15 protein-coding genes and 1 pseudogene are annotated in these 16,393 nt (G+C 34.4%); 10 read left to right on the forward strand and 6 right to left on the reverse strand.

The features are described 5' to 3' along the window. Window positions 1–103: 103 nt before the first annotated feature. From P5P90_RS02005 to P5P90_RS02015, 3 genes are all read right to left on the reverse strand, one after another. A complete protein-coding gene (locus P5P90_RS02005) occupies window positions 104–964 on the reverse strand; it encodes a bestrophin family protein (RefSeq protein ID WP_278035577.1) in 861 nt (286 codons plus the stop codon). Between the two features lie 84 nt (window positions 965–1,048). Continuing rightward, on the reverse strand, window positions 1,049–3,160 hold the full coding sequence (gene recG / locus P5P90_RS02010; protein ID WP_278035578.1) for an ATP-dependent DNA helicase RecG: 2,112 nt from the start codon (window positions 3,158–3,160) through the stop codon (window positions 1,049–1,051). Between the two features lie 569 nt (window positions 3,161–3,729). Beyond that, the gene (locus P5P90_RS02015; protein WP_278035579.1) at window positions 3,730–4,770 is read right to left on the reverse strand and encodes an agmatine deiminase family protein; all 1,041 of its coding nucleotides are present in this window, start codon (window positions 4,768–4,770) and stop codon (window positions 3,730–3,732) included. Between the two features lie 465 nt (window positions 4,771–5,235). Between P5P90_RS02015 and P5P90_RS02020 the strand changes: the two genes are divergently transcribed. Next, on the forward strand, window positions 5,236–6,753 hold the full coding sequence (locus P5P90_RS02020) for a choice-of-anchor I family protein (protein ID WP_278035580.1): 1,518 nt from the start codon (window positions 5,236–5,238) through the stop codon (window positions 6,751–6,753). A 439-nt stretch (window positions 6,754–7,192) separates the two neighbouring features. On the opposite strand, the gene P5P90_RS02025 is transcribed toward P5P90_RS02020, so the two are convergent. Beyond that, the gene (locus tag P5P90_RS02025; protein ID WP_278035581.1) at window positions 7,193–8,080 is read right to left on the reverse strand and encodes a carbon-nitrogen hydrolase; all 888 of its coding nucleotides are present in this window, start codon (window positions 8,078–8,080) and stop codon (window positions 7,193–7,195) included. A gap of 199 nt (window positions 8,081–8,279) precedes the next feature. Here P5P90_RS02025 and P5P90_RS02030 point away from each other — a divergent pair, with 199 nt between their 5' ends. The 6 genes from P5P90_RS02030 to P5P90_RS02055 all read left to right on the forward strand — a co-directional run bounded on the left by P5P90_RS02030 (window position 8,280) and on the right by P5P90_RS02055 (window position 11,744). Further along, window positions 8,280–8,633 (forward strand): PKD domain-containing protein, encoded by a 354-nt coding sequence (locus P5P90_RS02030; RefSeq protein WP_278035582.1) that lies wholly within the window; start codon window positions 8,280–8,282, stop codon window positions 8,631–8,633. 9 nt (window positions 8,634–8,642) lie between these two features. After that, window positions 8,643–9,296, forward strand: coding sequence for a hypothetical protein (locus P5P90_RS02035; RefSeq protein ID WP_278035583.1), 654 nt, complete (start codon window positions 8,643–8,645; stop codon window positions 9,294–9,296). A 134-nt stretch (window positions 9,297–9,430) separates the two neighbouring features. Then, on the forward strand, window positions 9,431–9,691 hold the full coding sequence (locus P5P90_RS02040) for a hypothetical protein (RefSeq protein WP_278035584.1): 261 nt from the start codon (window positions 9,431–9,433) through the stop codon (window positions 9,689–9,691). A 33-nt stretch (window positions 9,692–9,724) separates the two neighbouring features. Continuing rightward, window positions 9,725–10,726 carry a PKD domain-containing protein gene (locus P5P90_RS02045; RefSeq protein WP_422851731.1) on the forward strand — a complete coding sequence of 334 codons (1,002 nt, stop codon included), beginning with the start codon at window positions 9,725–9,727 and terminating at the stop codon, window positions 10,724–10,726. 65 nt (window positions 10,727–10,791) lie between these two features. After that, window positions 10,792–11,292: a PorP/SprF family type IX secretion system membrane protein gene (locus P5P90_RS02050; RefSeq protein ID WP_278035586.1), complete on the forward strand. Its 501-nt coding sequence runs from the start codon at window positions 10,792–10,794 to the stop codon at window positions 11,290–11,292. Next, complete coding sequence (locus P5P90_RS02055) at window positions 11,250–11,744, forward strand: type IX secretion system membrane protein PorP/SprF (protein ID WP_340696430.1); 495 nt, start codon at window positions 11,250–11,252, stop codon at window positions 11,742–11,744. The genes P5P90_RS02050 and P5P90_RS02055 overlap by 43 nt, the downstream gene beginning before the upstream one ends. A gap of 57 nt (window positions 11,745–11,801) precedes the next feature. Here the strand turns inward: P5P90_RS02055 and P5P90_RS02060 are convergent, their stop codons facing one another. Together P5P90_RS02060 and P5P90_RS02065 are read right to left on the reverse strand one after the other, a co-directional pair. Next, window positions 11,802–12,074, reverse strand: a complete 273-nt coding sequence (locus P5P90_RS02060; protein WP_278035588.1) for a DUF4242 domain-containing protein — start codon at window positions 12,072–12,074, stop codon at window positions 11,802–11,804. A gap of 182 nt (window positions 12,075–12,256) precedes the next feature. Then, entirely contained in the window at window positions 12,257–13,123 is an 867-nt protein-coding gene (locus tag P5P90_RS02065; RefSeq protein WP_278035589.1) for a DUF808 domain-containing protein, read from the reverse strand. Between the two features lie 166 nt (window positions 13,124–13,289). Here P5P90_RS02065 and P5P90_RS02070 point away from each other — a divergent pair. The 3 genes and pseudogenes from P5P90_RS02070 (at window position 13,290) to chrA (ending at window position 16,195) form a co-directional block, all read left to right on the forward strand. Then, window positions 13,290–14,174: pseudogene (locus P5P90_RS02070) on the forward strand (IS982 family transposase). Window positions 14,175–14,525: 351 nt separating this feature from the next. Next, on the forward strand, window positions 14,526–14,957 hold the full coding sequence (locus P5P90_RS02075; protein ID WP_278035590.1) for a GyrI-like domain-containing protein: 432 nt from the start codon (window positions 14,526–14,528) through the stop codon (window positions 14,955–14,957). 110 nt (window positions 14,958–15,067) lie between these two features. Next, entirely contained in the window at window positions 15,068–16,195 is a 1,128-nt protein-coding gene (gene chrA, locus P5P90_RS02080) for a chromate efflux transporter (RefSeq protein WP_278035591.1), read from the forward strand. Window positions 16,196–16,393: the final 198 nt, after the last annotated feature.

Genomic DNA, 16,393 nt, shown 5'->3' on the forward strand with positions numbered 1-16,393 from the left:
CAAATATAAACATTGTCAACCGAGCTTCAAAGCTATTGAACTTACTTTTTGAGATTAATTATGAATGTTTTTGATAACAATAATTGAACTATTTGTATCGAAATTACAGTATTTCCTCAATGTGTTTTTTAATGTTTTCAGCTATTTTAGTTGTTGGTAAATCATTAGCATCGTGACCAAATGGTTCTTCAATTTCTTCGGCAATTAGTTCTAAACTTGCCAAAACATAAAAGATGAAAATAACAACTGGAATAACAAAATAACCGAGGTTGAAAACATAGCCAAAAGGCAAGGTCATTACATAGAAAAAAATAAATTTTTTTAAGAAAACACTATAAGAGTAGGGTATGGGGGTGTTTTTAATTCGCTCACAAGCGCCACAAATATCTGTTAGGGATTGGATTTCGCTGTTTAGGATAATCAATTGATCTCCTGATATTTTTTTCTCTTTGTATAAATCATTTATTTTTGAAAAAAGTATTTTAGCCACTTGGTTTGGTTTGTGGCTATGGGTTTCATTCAGTTCGATATCTTCATCTAATTGTTTTCCTGTTGCTTCATCTTTAAGATGTTTGTTTAGAATAGAAGCATAGAGCGGGATGGTTTTTCTAAAAAACGATCTGTCTTTTTCATCTTCAAGAATAGCATGGAGTTTGATGGCTAGATTACGACTGTTATTTACTAATGCACCCCAGGCTTTTCGTCCTTCCCACCAACGGTCGTAAGCGGTATTGGTTCTAAAAACCAGTAAAAGTGAAATGACAAACCCCAACATACCATGCATGATTGATATGTTTTTTACTCTACTATCATCAGGTAGGTGCCAATATTCTAATTCCAAATAGGCAATTAGCGCAGAATACACTCCTATCAAAATAATGAGCGGCAAGAGTTTTCTAAAAGTATCGGCTTTATGAAAACGAAATATAAAAGTGAACCAGTCTTTTGGGTTGTATGAGATCATGAAAATAAATTTTGCAAGTAAAAGTAAAGGATATTTTTTGGACTAAAACAATCCTTTGGCAATAAATTAGGAATCAAAGCTATGCTAACTAATGTAATTCCAGATGTTCTTTTTCTTTGTTAATTCCATATAAACCGCTTTTAAAACCGCATGTTCGGGCTTGTTTAATCCCATATCCGAATTGACAATTTGCATCGCATGAGCTCTGGCTAAGGAAAGAATTTCTCTGTCTTTGACTATATCGGCAATTTGAAGGTTTAGCACACCGCTTTGTTGTGTTCCCATTAGGTTTCCCGGACCTCTTAATTTCAAATCGACTTCGGCAATTTCAAATCCGTCATTGGTACGAACCATAGTTTCCATTCGGGTTTTGCTATCGGAACTTAGTTTATGATCTGTAATCAGGATGCAATAGCTTTGCTCGGCACCACGACCTACACGACCTCTTAATTGGTGTAATTGTGATAATCCAAAACGTTCCGCACTTTCGATAATCATAACCGAAGCATTAGGAACATTTACGCCTACTTCAATTACAGTTGTAGCCACCATAATATTGGTTTTTCCTTCGGCAAAACGTTTCATTTCAGCATCTTTATCGGCGGGTTTCATCTTGCCATGAACAATAGAAACGGCATAATTGGGCAGTGGAAAATCTCTGGAAATGCTTTCATAACCATCCATTAAGTCCTTGTAATCCATCTTTTCTGATTCCTGAATCAATGGATAGACAATGTAAATTTGGCGCCCTAAAGCAATTTCGTCCCGAATAAATTTCCAAATTTTCAAGCGGTTGCTGTCATAACGATGCACGGTTTGAATGGGTTTTCGTCCCGGAGGTAATTCGTCAATAACCGAAATGTCCAAATCACCGTATAGACTCATCGCTAAAGTACGCGGAATAGGAGTGGCGGTCATTACCAAAATATGTGGTGGAATATCGTTTTTCTTCCACAATTTAGATCGTTGTTCTACTCCAAAACGATGTTGCTCATCAATAATGGCTAAACCTAAATTATGGAATTTCACCTTGTCTTCCAGTAAGGCATGTGTACCAATAAGGATTTGTAAACTGCCGTTTTCCAGTTCTTCGTGAATAATTTTTCTATCTGAAGTTTTGGTTGAACCTGTAAGGATTCTAATGTTTATATTGAGTTTGTTAGCTAATTCTGAAAGACCTAAAAAATGTTGGTTAGCTAGGATTTCTGTGGGAGCCATTAAACAAGCCTGAAAGCCGTTGTCTAAGGCTAAAAGCATGCTCATAAATGCCACAATGGTTTTTCCTGAACCTACATCTCCTTGTAACAAACGATTCATTTGAGCATTACTTCCCATATCCGTACGGATTTCCTTGATTACTCTTTTTTGAGCGTTTGTCAGTTCAAAAGGAAGATGGTTTTGGTAAAAATCATTAAAAAGTTCGCCAACCTTTGTAAAAGAATGTCCTTTGATTTTATGTTTTTGAATCAGGTTTTTCATAATCAGTTGTAGCTGAATGAAAAACAATTCTTCAAATTTTAATCGGAATTGGGCTTTCGCCAAAGCTTCGGCGCTCTTTGGAAAATGAATATTGAACAATGCGGCATTCTTTGGAATCAACTTCAAGTTTTCAATGAGGTAATTAGGTAAAGTTTCTGAAAACAAGGCTTGTGTTTCCAAAAATAATTGCTGCATCATCTTGTTGATAACCCTATTTGAAATACCCCGATTCGTCAAAGTTTCGGTTGAAGGGTAAACCGCCTGCATAGCCGAACGCAAACTCTGTTCGTGTTCGCCCCAGAGTTCGATTTCCGGATGCGCCATATTGTACACACCGTTAAAGGATGTGCATTTTCCAAAAATGACCATCAATTCATTTATCTTCAAAGATTCACGAATCCATTTGTGTCCCTGAAACCAAACTAATTCCATTTGTCCGGTATCATCCACAAAAGTGGCCACCAAGCGTTTTTTGCCTTTGGCAAATTCAACGGTTTTGACATTGATAATTTTCCCGATAATCTGAACCTCAGCAATGTTGTTTTGCAGTTGGTTGATTTTGTAATATCGGGTTCGGTCAATGTATCGGTTGGGGTAAAAATTCAGTAAATCTCCGTATTTGTGAATCCCCAATTCCTTACGAAGCAATTCGCCCCGGCTGGGGCCAACACCTTTTAAGTATTCGATAGGAGTGAGAAGGAGATTGTTAGAAGACATGTATTGATTTTTGATTTAAGAATGCTGATTTCAGATTTTAGATTTGGAGGCGGTTGTTTTTGTACCAATCTTTAAATTTTCAAATCATTTAATCTTTAAATTTCAAAAAACGAAGATAGTTCTTAATTGGGAATTTTAAAAATGGGATTTTTTCTGGATTATTATAATTTTTTAGTATCGTCATATTTAGTGATATTTTTAATTATCGCTTTATTTGGCGATATTTTATTTAACCGCAAAGGACACAAAGAAATCGCTAAGCTCGCAAAGAAAATTTGTGATAATTTGTGATTAAAATATTTAACAGCAAAGATTTGAAAGTTTTTCGCAAAGTATTCAAAGAAAAATAATCTGTGTTAATCAGTGAAATCTGTGGTTAAAATATTTAACCGCAAAGTTTTGAAAGTTTATCGCAAAGTTTAGAAAGAAAAAGATCTGCTAAAATCCGTAAAATCTGCGTGCCATAACTTTTTACACAGTTTTAAAAATAACAAAGCTTCGCAAAATCTTTATAAAAACTTTGCGAAACCTATATATTCTTTGCGGTAAAAATAATGGTAAATTAAACCTTATTCCGGGATTTGCTGACTCAAGCAGTGCAAAGTCCCAAATCCCCAGATTAAATCAATCGCACTAATACCAATTATTTCTCTGTCAGGGAAACATTCCGCCAAGATGTTCAATGCTTTTCGGTCGTTCACATCGTTGAATGTGGGAACCAAAACACAATTATTTAAAATCAGGAAGTTGGCATAACTCGCGGGCAAACGTAAATCTTCAAAATCCAATCTTTTTGGCATCGGAAGTGTAACAATTACAGGCGATTGTCCGTTTTCTAGTTTAGCGTTTTGCAAACGTTTTAAGTTATCTTGCAAAGGCTTATAATTTGCATCTTTAGGATCCGTTTCAACGATAGTCACAATCGTATCTTCGTTGACAAATCGAGCCAAATCATCTATATGTCCGTGCGTGTCATCACCTTCCACACCATCACCAAGCCAAATCACATTGGTAACACCTAAATATTCTTTAAAAACCGCTTCGTAATCTTGCTTCGTAAATCCGGTATTACGCACCTGAATACTAGGGTGCATCAGGCATTCCTCCGAAGTTAATAACGTACCACGACCGTTTACATCAATCGCACCACCTTCTACAATTACGGGTTTTCCTTTATAAGTTACCTGTGTCAAAGGCATTTGCAAAGCATCCGCCACCTTAGCAGGAACATGTTTGTCCAGTTGGTAATTTTTGTATTTCGCCCAACCGTTGAAGTTAAAATTCAAAGCCTCTCTTTTGCCGTCTTTGTACACCACAATAGGTCCCGAATCACGCATCCAGCTACGATTCGTTTTTTGAAGAATAAATTGCACCTGATCCAAGTTGACACGCGCTCTGTCCAGCATATCGGTAACCTTAGCCTGTAATTTTTCGTCAATAACAACTAAGAAGACCTTTTCGTAAGTAGCCACCTTTTTGATAAACTCCACAAAAGCCCATTGAATCGCTTCGTATTTCCCTGGCCAATCGTTTCCGTTGTGCGGAAAACAAAGTAAAATTCCCTCTTGTTTTTCCCATTCAGCAGGAAAACGTCTGTTAGTAGTTGTCATAAAAAAGGCGTATTATTTTAAGACCGCAAATATAAGCATTCAGGAGGATTATAAAAACCGAGCCGAACAAAAGTGCAACATTAGATCATTTCATTTTTCACCATTAATGAGCTAAAGGAATTAAGCAAAATGAGATTCGTATTTCAAGGAGCTATTTCCAGCCCTCCGTTACAAGGTATTTGGGATTTCCTTCTTTTTCTAAGCGCTGGCAGGAGCTTCTTGCAGTCGCTCTACCAGCACAAGAAAAAAGTGAGGCTCTCCCCGCATACGCTATTCACTTCGGTCTGGGCTAGGGAAGTGGTGTTTTTTAAAAATGTGATTTTTGATAAATTAACATTTCAAAGATTTTCGAAACGATTTTCTAACATGGCGTCTATACTTGTTAATTATTAAATAATATAGGCTTAATCCTAAGATTTCATGTTGCATCTACTTTTTGTGGCAAACTATCAAAAATAATAAAACATGAAAAATTTTGGAATTTCATTAGTTGCAGCCTTGTTTATTTTTTGCAGCTGTGAGAATGATAAAGTAAAAGACAACGAAGAATTTGAAGTAAATGAAGACGTAGCCAGTTTTAAAGAAGTAGGAACAATCACTATTGGTGGTGCAGGAGCTGCTGAAATTAGTGCCTATGACGAAACTACTAAAAGACTTTTTACAGTAAATAACAGTGCTACGAATCAAATTGATGTAATTGATTTATCAAATCCGATGAGTCCTGTTAAATTAGCGGTTATCAACTTAACTCCTTATAATGGTGCTTCGAATAGTGTGGCGGTTTATGGAGGTAAATTGGCTGTGGCTTTAGAATCAACTACTAACAAACAATCGAATGGAAAAGTAGTGGTTTTTAACACTTCGGATTATAGTTTAGTTAAAGAAATTACGGTAGGTGCTTTGCCAGATATGGTAACTTTTTCGCCAGATGGAAAATACATTATGACGGCTAACGAAGGAGAACCAAACACCGATTATACGGTAGATCCAGAAGGTTCGGTTTCGATTATCGAAGTAAACAAAGATTATACAGTTACTACATTGAATTTTGCAGGTTTTGCAAGTCAAGTGGCTACTTTAAGAACGCAAGGTTTCAGAGTTTCAAAAACGGCAACGAGTTTTGTTGCTGATATCGAACCAGAGTACATCACAATCGATGCGGATTCTAAAACGGCTTGGGTAACCTTGCAGGAAAACAACGGAGTGGCTAAAGTAGATTTGGCTTCTAAAAAAATTACTTCGCTTTTTGGATTGGGTTACAAAGATTTCAACACAGCTGATAATGCCATTGATGTAAGTGATAAAGATGGGGCTATTGCTTTTAATCCTTGGAAAGTAAAAGGTATGTATATGCCCGATGCAATTGCCAATTATACAGTTAACGGAACGCCTTATTTTATAACGGCTAACGAAGGTGATGCTAGAGAATACGGAACTTATGCTGATGTAGCAAGATTAAAAACATTAAATTTAGATACTACTATTTTTCCTAATGCTGCTGCCTTGAAAGCGGATACTTCAATGGGACGTTTGAACTTGATTTCAACAGAAGGTGATTCGGATAACGATAGTGATTTAGATGAATTAATTTCTTTTGGTGGACGTTCATTTACAATTTGGAATGGAAACACAGGAAGTTTAGTTTATGATAGCAAAAATGATTTAGACAAGCGTTCGAATGATTTTGGAACATATGATGATGCACGTAGTGATGATAAAGGTTCTGAACCTGAAGCAGTAGTGGTGGCTAAAATGGGGAATAAAAACATTCTATTCGTAGGTTTAGAAAGAACGGATACTGTAATCGTTTATGATATTAGCAATCCTTCTGCTCCAAAATATGTACAAAGTATTAGAACTGGTGATGCTCCTGAAGGTTTACTTTTTGTACGTGCCTCTAAAAGCCCAAATAAAAGAAGCTTATTAGTGGTAAGTAGTGAAGGGGATGGAGTAGTGAAGTTCTTCCAACCTGATTTGTTGTAGTTTTTAACTGCAAAGGGATTAAAGAGAAATCTGCGTAAATCTGCGTAAATCTGCGTGAAAAAAAATAGCACGCAGATTTTGCAGATTTTTTTTTGTACACTGCAAAGTTTTAATTTAACCGCAAAGAATGCAAAGTTTTTCGCAAAGAGTACAAAGTTTTAAGTTTTAAAATTTGTGATAATCTGTGGCTAAAAAAATTAACCGCAAAGGGATTAAAGAGAAATCTGCGTAAATCTGCTGAATCTGCGTGAAAAAAATAGCACGCAGATTTTGCAGATTTTTTTTGTAAACCGCAAAGTATTTTAAGGTTTCGCAAAGCCCACAAAGATTTGGAAAAAGAAATTTGTGCTAATTTGTGTAATTAGTGGTGAAATTTAAAGTAAAAAAAATGGACTAAAGCAAGTTGCCTTAGTCCATTTTGTATTTATAAAAAGAAGGATTAATCAATCGCTCTTTTAGTGATGTCTCCAAAAGCATCAATTCTTCTGTCTCTGAAGAAAGGCCAGTTTTGGCGAACATTTTCTTGTAAGTCTAAATCAACCTCAGCGATTAAGATTTCTTCTTTGTCGTGAGAAGCCTGTGCTAAAATCTCTCCTTGTGGACCACAAATGAAGGAAGCTCCCCAGAATTCGATTCCGGCAGTATCAGGTAAATATTTTTCTAAACCAATTCGGTTAGCAGCAGCAACGTACACTCCGTTAGCAACAGCGTGCCCTTTCATTACGTTCATCCAAGCTCCGTATTGGTTAGCTCCGTATTGCTCTTTTTCTGCTGGATGCCATCCAATTGCGGTTGGATAAAACAATACTTCAGAACCTTTTAAGGCAGTTAAACGGGCTGCTTCCGGATACCATTGATCCCAGCAGATTAATGTTCCAATATTTCCTTTTTTAGTTGGATTGTTTTTAAATCCTAAATCACCCGGAGTGAAATAGAATTTTTCATAGAAAGCAGGATCGTCCGGAATGTGCATTTTACGGTACAAACCTGCCTCAGTTCCGTCTGTATCTATGATGTAAGCAGAGTTGTGGTAAATTCCAGCCATTCTTTTTTCGAAGAAAGGAACAATAATCACCACACCTAATTCTTTTGCTAATTCGCTAAATGCGATAAAAGATGTGCTGTATAAAGGTTCTGCCAAGGCAAAATTGTCTACATCTTCACTTTGACAGAAATAATGACTACTATATAATTCAGGAAGCGAAATTACTTCTGCACCTTTTGCGGCAGCATCTCGTACCCAAGCGATACATTTTTTAAGATTATTTTCGGCAACATCATTCAAATTCAATTGAATAACCGCTATTTTGTATTTTTTATTTGGCATCGATAAAAATTTTAGATTGCAAAAATAGGTATTTTTATGAAGAGTAGGAATAGTGCAATTTATAAATGTGGAGATGATTTTTTTAACCGATACTATATTTAACTCTAAAATCATTAGATTACACGTGTTAATCTTAAATTTTATTAGTTCATTCGATAATATATTTATATTTTTGTCAGAAATTTATAGATTCTGATTTGTGTTTAAAATCCTCCGGATTTCGGTTTATATTTTTGCCTTATTCATTCTTTTCGATGGTGATTTTATTTTTTCAAAAGTTTCCAATATTGAATCCAAAGTTGAATATGTAGCTCCCACTGTCGATTTTACCATTGATAATCCAAACAGTTGTTCAGGAACACCGATTACCTTTACTCCGATAATTAGCGGAGACGCACCATTTACTTACGAATGGGATTTTGGGGATGGAACAACTTCGAATGAAAGCAATCCAACGCATATTTTTACTGCTTTAGGATGTGGTAATAAGGATTTCAGTGTGAAATTGATAGTTAAGGATAAAAATGGGTTGAGTAGTAGTCCCGTTACTTAAACGGTAAGCGTGCAACAAAAACCCGATTTGAAATTTGTGAATTTAAATGCTGGTTCGACCTCTGTTTTTGAACGTTGTGGAGATAATAATACCAGTCCCACTTATACAATTAATGTAGACAATTCTTCCCCTTCTTCTTCCTGTGTCAGTTCCTATAACATTGACTGGGGTGATGGAAATAAAGAAACCAATGTTAGTTTTCCTAAGACGCATACCTATCAACGCTTAGGATCGTTCAATATGGTCATAACCGCTATTGGAAGTTCAGGATGCAATAATAATATTTCATACATTGTTAAAAATTCAAACAATCCTGCGGGTGCTTTGTTTACTCCAGGAAACACGACCAATTTTTGTGCACCAGGTACTCCTATTAATTTTGCTATTAGCTCCTGGGCTTTGAATACATCAGATACCAGTTATTTGGTTAATTATGGAGATGGATCCTCAAGAACCTACACTCAGGCTGAGTTAGAAAGTTCACCATATTATAACGCTTCAAATCCTGTCGCTTCACAAAATTTTCCTATTCCACATAGCTATACTAGTGCGAATTGTCCAAGTGGGAGTATGGTAATTTTGACGATAACCAATTCATGTAACAATACCAATTCGTCTGTTGGGCCTAATTATTGTATTGGACAAACCAACGGTACGTTTTAGTTCTCCAAGCATAGCTTGTGTTAATTCTTCGGTGTTTTTTTCCAATAATACCGCTGCAGGATTTACCAATAATTGTAGTACTGAAGGCGTTCTATACATGGGACTTTGGAGATGGCACACCTAAATCAAATGCGGTGAGTCCTAGTCATGCTTATTCGTCCCCAGGGAATTATACCATAACTCTGGATGCAGTGACACCTTGTGGAGTAGGAGTTCGGTATAGTAGAACCATCTGTGTAGAACCTGTTTTGTTACCTAATTTTACTTTTGGTAATGTTGCTCCAATAACCTTAGTTTGGAGTGATGGTTCGACTGCAGGAACAGAGCGAAATAATCTTGGTCCAGGCGGATATTCAGTCACAATTACAGATAAAAAAGGCTGTGTAATTAATTAACCATTTATTATTAATGAGCCTTCAAAACTGAAAATAAATGTAGATGTTTCGAATTCGTTAAGTTGTGATAATGCTAATACAGGAAAAATAAATTTGGTTGTTACAGGAGGAACTGCTCCGTATACGTACAAATGGTCTAATGGCGCCACTACAGAAGATTTAGAGAATTTAACGCCCGGTAATTATACAGTTTTGGTTACTGATGTAAATGGCTGTAAAGAAACTGATTCTTGGGAAATTAGCCGTTTTGGGCAACTGGTTCCTACGGTAGAAACCATAACGGATTATAATTGTGAAACTAAATTTGTGAAACAAACCTTTGTTGGTCATGTAAAAGGAGGTGTACCGCCTTATACTTTTAGTTGGTCAGATGGAGTGGTTAGCGGTGACAATAATCAGTACATGAATACGAATAATAACGGGTTAGTTGTTTTTACAGTAAAAGATAGTTTTGGCTGTGAAGCTGAATTTCCTATCACTGTGAATACGCCTGTTTTAGGTATTGCTAATTTTTCGTATGATTCCTACGGACATGATGTATACAACTTGTATTCGATTTTTGACCCCATTTTGTTTACGAATCTCTCAACAGGCGATTTTACTAAAATAGCTTGGGATTTTGGAGATGGTAGTTTTTCTGATGAAGAAAATCCTTCTCATGTTTATACTAGAGTAGGTACATATACGGTAAAACAAACGGTTACTTATCCTTTTGGATGTCAATATGTATATACTTCAACGATAAAAATTGAAAAAGGATATACCGTAGAAGTACCAACAGCTTTTACTCCTAATAATGACAAAATCAATGATACTTTTGCGCCTGTATTCTTGGGACTTGTCGAAGTTACTTTGCATATCTATGATACTTGGGGAAGTTTAATATATACTGAAACAGCCGAGACAATCAAAGGATGGGATGGTAAAGTAAAAGATTTGGATGCTGAAAACGGCAATTATTACTTTAAAATGATTGGAAAAACGTTTTACAATCATACTATAACTCAAGAAGGAGCCTTAACATTAATCAAATAAAAGAACGTTCGTACAAATGAAAATTAAATTGATTAGCTTACTGATATTGTGTTTCTTTTATTCGAATGTTCAGGCACAAGATCCTATTTTTTTCGCAGTATTTTTTAGTTCCTGAATCCTTAAATCCAGGTTTTACAGGTTACATGGAGACCACTTATTTGGGAATTATTCATAGAGAACAATGGCCAAATTTGAACTTGAAAATAAAAACCGATTATGCGTTTTTGAATACTTGGAGTGAAGAAATGAATTCGGGTTTAGGTGTGAGTTTTTTAAACCAAAGAGAAAGCGCAACAAATTATAACTTTTCGCAATTGAATGCAAACTATGCTTACCGAGTTCGGGTGAGTGACGAATGGGATTTTAGACCCGCCATAGAAGTAGGATTTGGTTATAAGTCTTTTGCTTTTCAAAATTTATTATTGGAAGATCAAATTAATATTCGAACAGGGGTAAACAATGCCTCTTCGATAGATCCAGCACTACAAAATGACAAAGTAGATTTTTTGATATTGGTGCCGCGATGGTTTTTAATACCGAAGATTTATGGATTGGTCTATCTATGAAACATCTCAATAAACCCAATATTGCTTTTAATAAAGATGGTAATTTGCCTTTGAATACCTTTTTCTCTTTGAGTACCGGATATGAATTCCTTTTAGCCGACTATATTGATGTGCAATTTTTTCCGTATGCTACTAAAATGTTTGCTACGGCAAATTATATGCAACAAGGACGCTATAATCGTTTGGATTTAGGTACTTCAATATTGTTTGAGAAAATGTTTTTTGGTGCTACTGCAGTAACTAATCCTGCCAAAAACGGTATCGATAGTCATTTTCTAACGTCCATCAATCTATTTACGGGATTGCAATACGACCATTTACGATTAGGACTTTCGTACGATATGAATACAACTAAAATTGGAAAAACAGGAGGAGTCTATGAGTTGTCGCTGACGTATCAATTTAATTTGGATAAAAAATGTTTTGGTTGTCCAAATTATACGGGAAGATAAAAATAGAAAAAGAAAAGGCTGTTTCTAAAAAATCATGAAACAGTCTTTTTTATCTTATTATTCAGCGGTTACAGGATCGATGATTGCTGAAATTTTAGCGATGGAATTGGCCGGAAATCCGCCTTGTTTAGCATGTTCAACGATTAATTCCTCGTTAGGAGCGTTGTAAATACAATAGATTTTGTTATCTGTAACATAGCTATGAACCCACTGGATTTCGGAACCTAATTTACTCAAAACCCCGCAAGAGGCTTGTGAAATTCCTTTTAATTGTTCAGAAGTTAATTTTCCTGCATCAGGAATTTCTCTTTCAATAACGTACTTAGGCATAATGTTGAATTTTAAATTAACTTACTCTTTTGGCTTTTCAGATACACCCCGTTTTCGAGATGGTTTCTGGTCTCTATCTGAAGGTTAAGGTATTGAAAATGAAAAGATTTGGAAGGTATTAGGCTAAGTTACGAAAATTAAAAATGGGAATAAAAAATAAGTTAATTGATTACTAGCATTCTTTATTTTTTTATCACTTTTTTGATTAGTGTTACTATTCCTAAAGTAAGAAAACCAAAAATAAGACCAAAAGCAAATTCTTTCAGTATATCAGGAAATTGCGGTGCAAAATGGTGTAAAAATTCAATATTATGAGCAAAAATTCCTCCAGCAACCAAAATTAATGCAATCGTACCAATTACACTTAAGGTTTTGATAACTTTAGGTAATGCAAGCACAAGGATGTTTCCGAAAGATTTTGTAAAACTCTTTTCTTTGGTACTCATTGCAATCAATTTTAATCCCAATTCATCCATGCGAACAATTAAAGCTACGATACCATAAACTCCCACAGTGGCTAATAAGGCGATAATTGAAACAACTGCAATTTGTGACATTAAATCTTGTTCAATAACTGCTCCCAAAGCAATAATAACAATCTCGACAGATAAAATAAAGTCGGTAACAATGGCTGATTTTATTTTGGTTTTTTCAAGAGCCAATATTTCTTCTTCGGTAAAAGTTTCATCAGTGATTTCGATTTTGTCGTGATGATGAGGGAAAAAGAATTCGTAAATTTTTTCGGCTCCTTCATAAGCCAGATACAATCCTCCTAAAACTAAAATAATGATTATCGCTAAAGGAGAAAAAGCACTCAATAAAAATGCAATCGGTAAAATGATAATTTTATTCAATAGCGAACCTTTGGTAATAGCCCATAAAACAGGAAGCTCTCTTGAAGAAGCAAATCCGGATGCTTTTTCGGCATTGACAGCCAAATCATCACCTAATATTCCTGCTGTTTTTTTTGCTGCGACTTTGCTCATTACTGCTACGTCGTCCATTAATGTTGCGATATCATCTAATAAAGCGAAAAAACCTGATGCCATTTAATTATGTTTTAAAATTATTTTGTCAACTCAATTGACAGTTAAAGATTGTAAAAATACTATTTATTACCCGTTGGGTGAAATTATTTGAAGTAAATTAAATTGATTAGATATTGGTCAAGACACTGCAAATCAGTATCTTGAAGTCGCTAAACAACCAACATCCATGTCAAATATAGTTAAAAATTATTTTAAGGTTTTAGAAGTTATAAGTTCTTTGAATTATGATTCATTATTTAAATCAAGAGTTGGAAGAAGCGGCAAGATGTCTGATTTAGAGGTCGTAGCACTTAGTTTAACTGCTGAATTTATGTCTATTGATAGTGAAAACTCACTTTTCAAACAAATTAGTCCAGATTTAATTCCTAACTTAATTGAACGCAGTCAATTCAACAAAAGAAGAAGAAAACTGTTTTTGTTTTCTTAAGAAGTCCTAAGCAAACTAGCGAGTCGATTTCTTGAGTTTGAGAATTATTTTATTGTTGACAGTATGCCGTTGGAAATCTGTAAATTTTCTCGTCATTGCCGAATTAAAATATGTAAAGAGCATTTTGAAACAGCTCCTTCCAAAGGTTTTTGTGCCTCACAAAACAATTGGTTTTATGGATATAAATTACATGGAGTTTGTTCTGTAGATGGTGTTTTCCATTCTTTAGAGATTACAAAAGCAGAAGTTCATGATGTTCATTTTCTAAAGAATATAAAACAACAATTATCTGATTGTGTATTACTTGGAGATAGAGGGTATTTGTCAGAATCGATTCAGCTAGACCTATTTCGAACAGTAAAAATCCAATTAGAAACACCAATGAGATCCAATCAAAAAAACTATAAGCCTCAACCATATATTTTTAGAAAATCAAGAAAAAGAATTGAAACCCAGTTTTCACAATTATGCGACCAGTTTTTAATTCGAAGAAATTATGCTAAATCTTTTGCTAGTTTTAAAACAAGAATTTTAGCAAAAATAACAGCAATGACTCTAATTCAATATATCAATAAATTCATATTTGATAGACCTATAAATAATATTAAAAATCAAATTATTTAATTTCACCCAACGGGTTATATCAAAAAGAAATTACGCCAAACATTAAAGATAATTTTGAATTATATTTGAAAGAGGATTGGGTGTATTTTGCAAATAATAAATATATTGACGAAGAATTGAATATTTTTTATTCAGCCCTGAATAATTATATTTTTTTACTTTCAAGAGGGTATTTCTTAATTAAAAAAGAATTACTTGATTATCAGTGCGAGTTGCTAGGAATAACAACTAATTCAATTGAAGTTAAAGTTAATGAGTTTCAGTCTTAAATATCAATTTACATCATTAATTTAAAACTATGAAGCCAAGGATAATTGAGTTTACTGAAAAAAAATTATAGGTTGCAAACAAATGATGAATTATGCAACTTATAATCCTGTTCCTTTATGGCAAAGTTTCATGCCTCTAAAAAAAGAAATAAAAAACACAGTTTCAAATGATGTATACTCATTGCAGCAATTTCCTGAAGGTTTTTGGGATCAATTTAATCCATTAACTTATTTCGGAAAATGGGCTGCTGTTGAAGTAAGTAATTTTGATACTATTCCTGTTAGTATGTATTCTTTAGTAATTCCAAGTGGTTGTTATGTTGTATTTGATTATAAAGGTGATGGGAGCGATGCTCCTGCTTTTTTTGAGGCCATTTTTAGTTCTTGGATTCCTAATTCGGAGTATGTAGTAGATAACCGACCGCATTTTGAAATTTTAGGAGAAAAATACAGAAAAGGAGATCCTAATTCGGAAGAAGAAATTTGGATTCCTATTCGATTGAAATTGATTTGAGTTTGTATTTCAAATCAGTAAATGAATCTTGTGTTAAGATTTGTATTTTAATTTCTTTCCGATTCAGAAATTATTATTTTCGCTTACAATTTAGTGTATAAAGATTTATTATGTCTGAAAGTCAGCGATTAAAAGAGCTTGCTCAACTTTTTTTAAAAATAGGTATAATTGGATTTGGCGGTCCAGCTGCTCATATTGCAATGATGCAAAATGAAGTAGTTGTTAAGAGAAAATGGCTAGATGATCAGCATTTTTTAGATTTGCTAGGAGCAACTTATTTGATACCAGGTCCTAATAGTACTGAAATGGCTATTCATATTGGTCATGAAAGAGCAGGAGTGAAGGGGCTTCTAGTTTCGGGACTTTGTTTTATTTTGCCAGCAGTTATTATTACTACGATATTGGCATGGTTGTATAAAGATTATGGTCAATTGCCCCAAATTCAGCCTTTTTTATATGGAATCAAACCAGCCATTATCGCGGTTATTGTAGGTGCGGTTTATCCATTGGCCAAAAAATCTTTAAAATCGATTTTGCTAGGAATAATTGGTTTAATCGTTTTATTGCTTTCTTTGCTACATTATAATGAAATTATATTGCTTTTTGGGGCTGGATTTTTGGCGTTATTTTGGTTTAGGTTAAAAAATAACTCATCGCTTCAAGCTAATACTATTCTATTTGGATTTTTTCCACTTTTTCAAAATACATTAGTTACTACAAGCAATTGGAATTTATTTTTTATTTTTTTAAAAATAGGATCCATACTTTATGGGAGTGGTTATGCTTTATTTGCATTTTTAGACGCTGAGTTGGTTTCAAAAGGATTACTTTCTCGTCAGGAATTAATGGATGCTATTGCTGTTGGTCAATTCACACCAGGCCCCGTTTTTTCCTCAGTTACCTTTGTAGGTTATCAAATGAAAGGAGCTACTGGGGCATTTTTTGCTACTGTTGCCATTTTTTTACCTTCATTTGTGTTTGTTGCATTTTTAAATCCTTTAGTAAATCGATTAAGAAATTCTAGGAGTTTCACCGTTTTTTTAGATGCAGTTAATGTTTCATCTGTTGCAATAATCATTGCAATTTGTTTGCAAATGGCTTCTGAAACTATTACTGATTGGCGAACAATTTGTATTGCTTTGGTAAGTTTATTTATTAGTTTTCAATATAAAAAGATAAATTCAGCTTTCATTGTTATTGGAGGTTCTGTCTTAGGTTATCTATTGCTCTTAATTTGAATTGAATTTCTTTTTATTCGTAAAAGGAATATTTTACATGATAGAATTATTTATTCGCTTCAAGAAGATTACACTTGGAAGAGGGAACGTTTAGCTTCTACGTGTAAGATTTTACTTATTTATAAATCAAAAAGATGTATTTCATCGATTTTTTTGTAGTTTAACGATAAAACGTTGTATGTTTGAATCAGAAATAAG

The organism is Flavobacterium nitratireducens, assembly GCF_029625335.1.
In the GTDB taxonomy this organism is placed as follows: domain Bacteria; phylum Bacteroidota; class Bacteroidia; order Flavobacteriales; family Flavobacteriaceae; genus Flavobacterium; species Flavobacterium nitratireducens.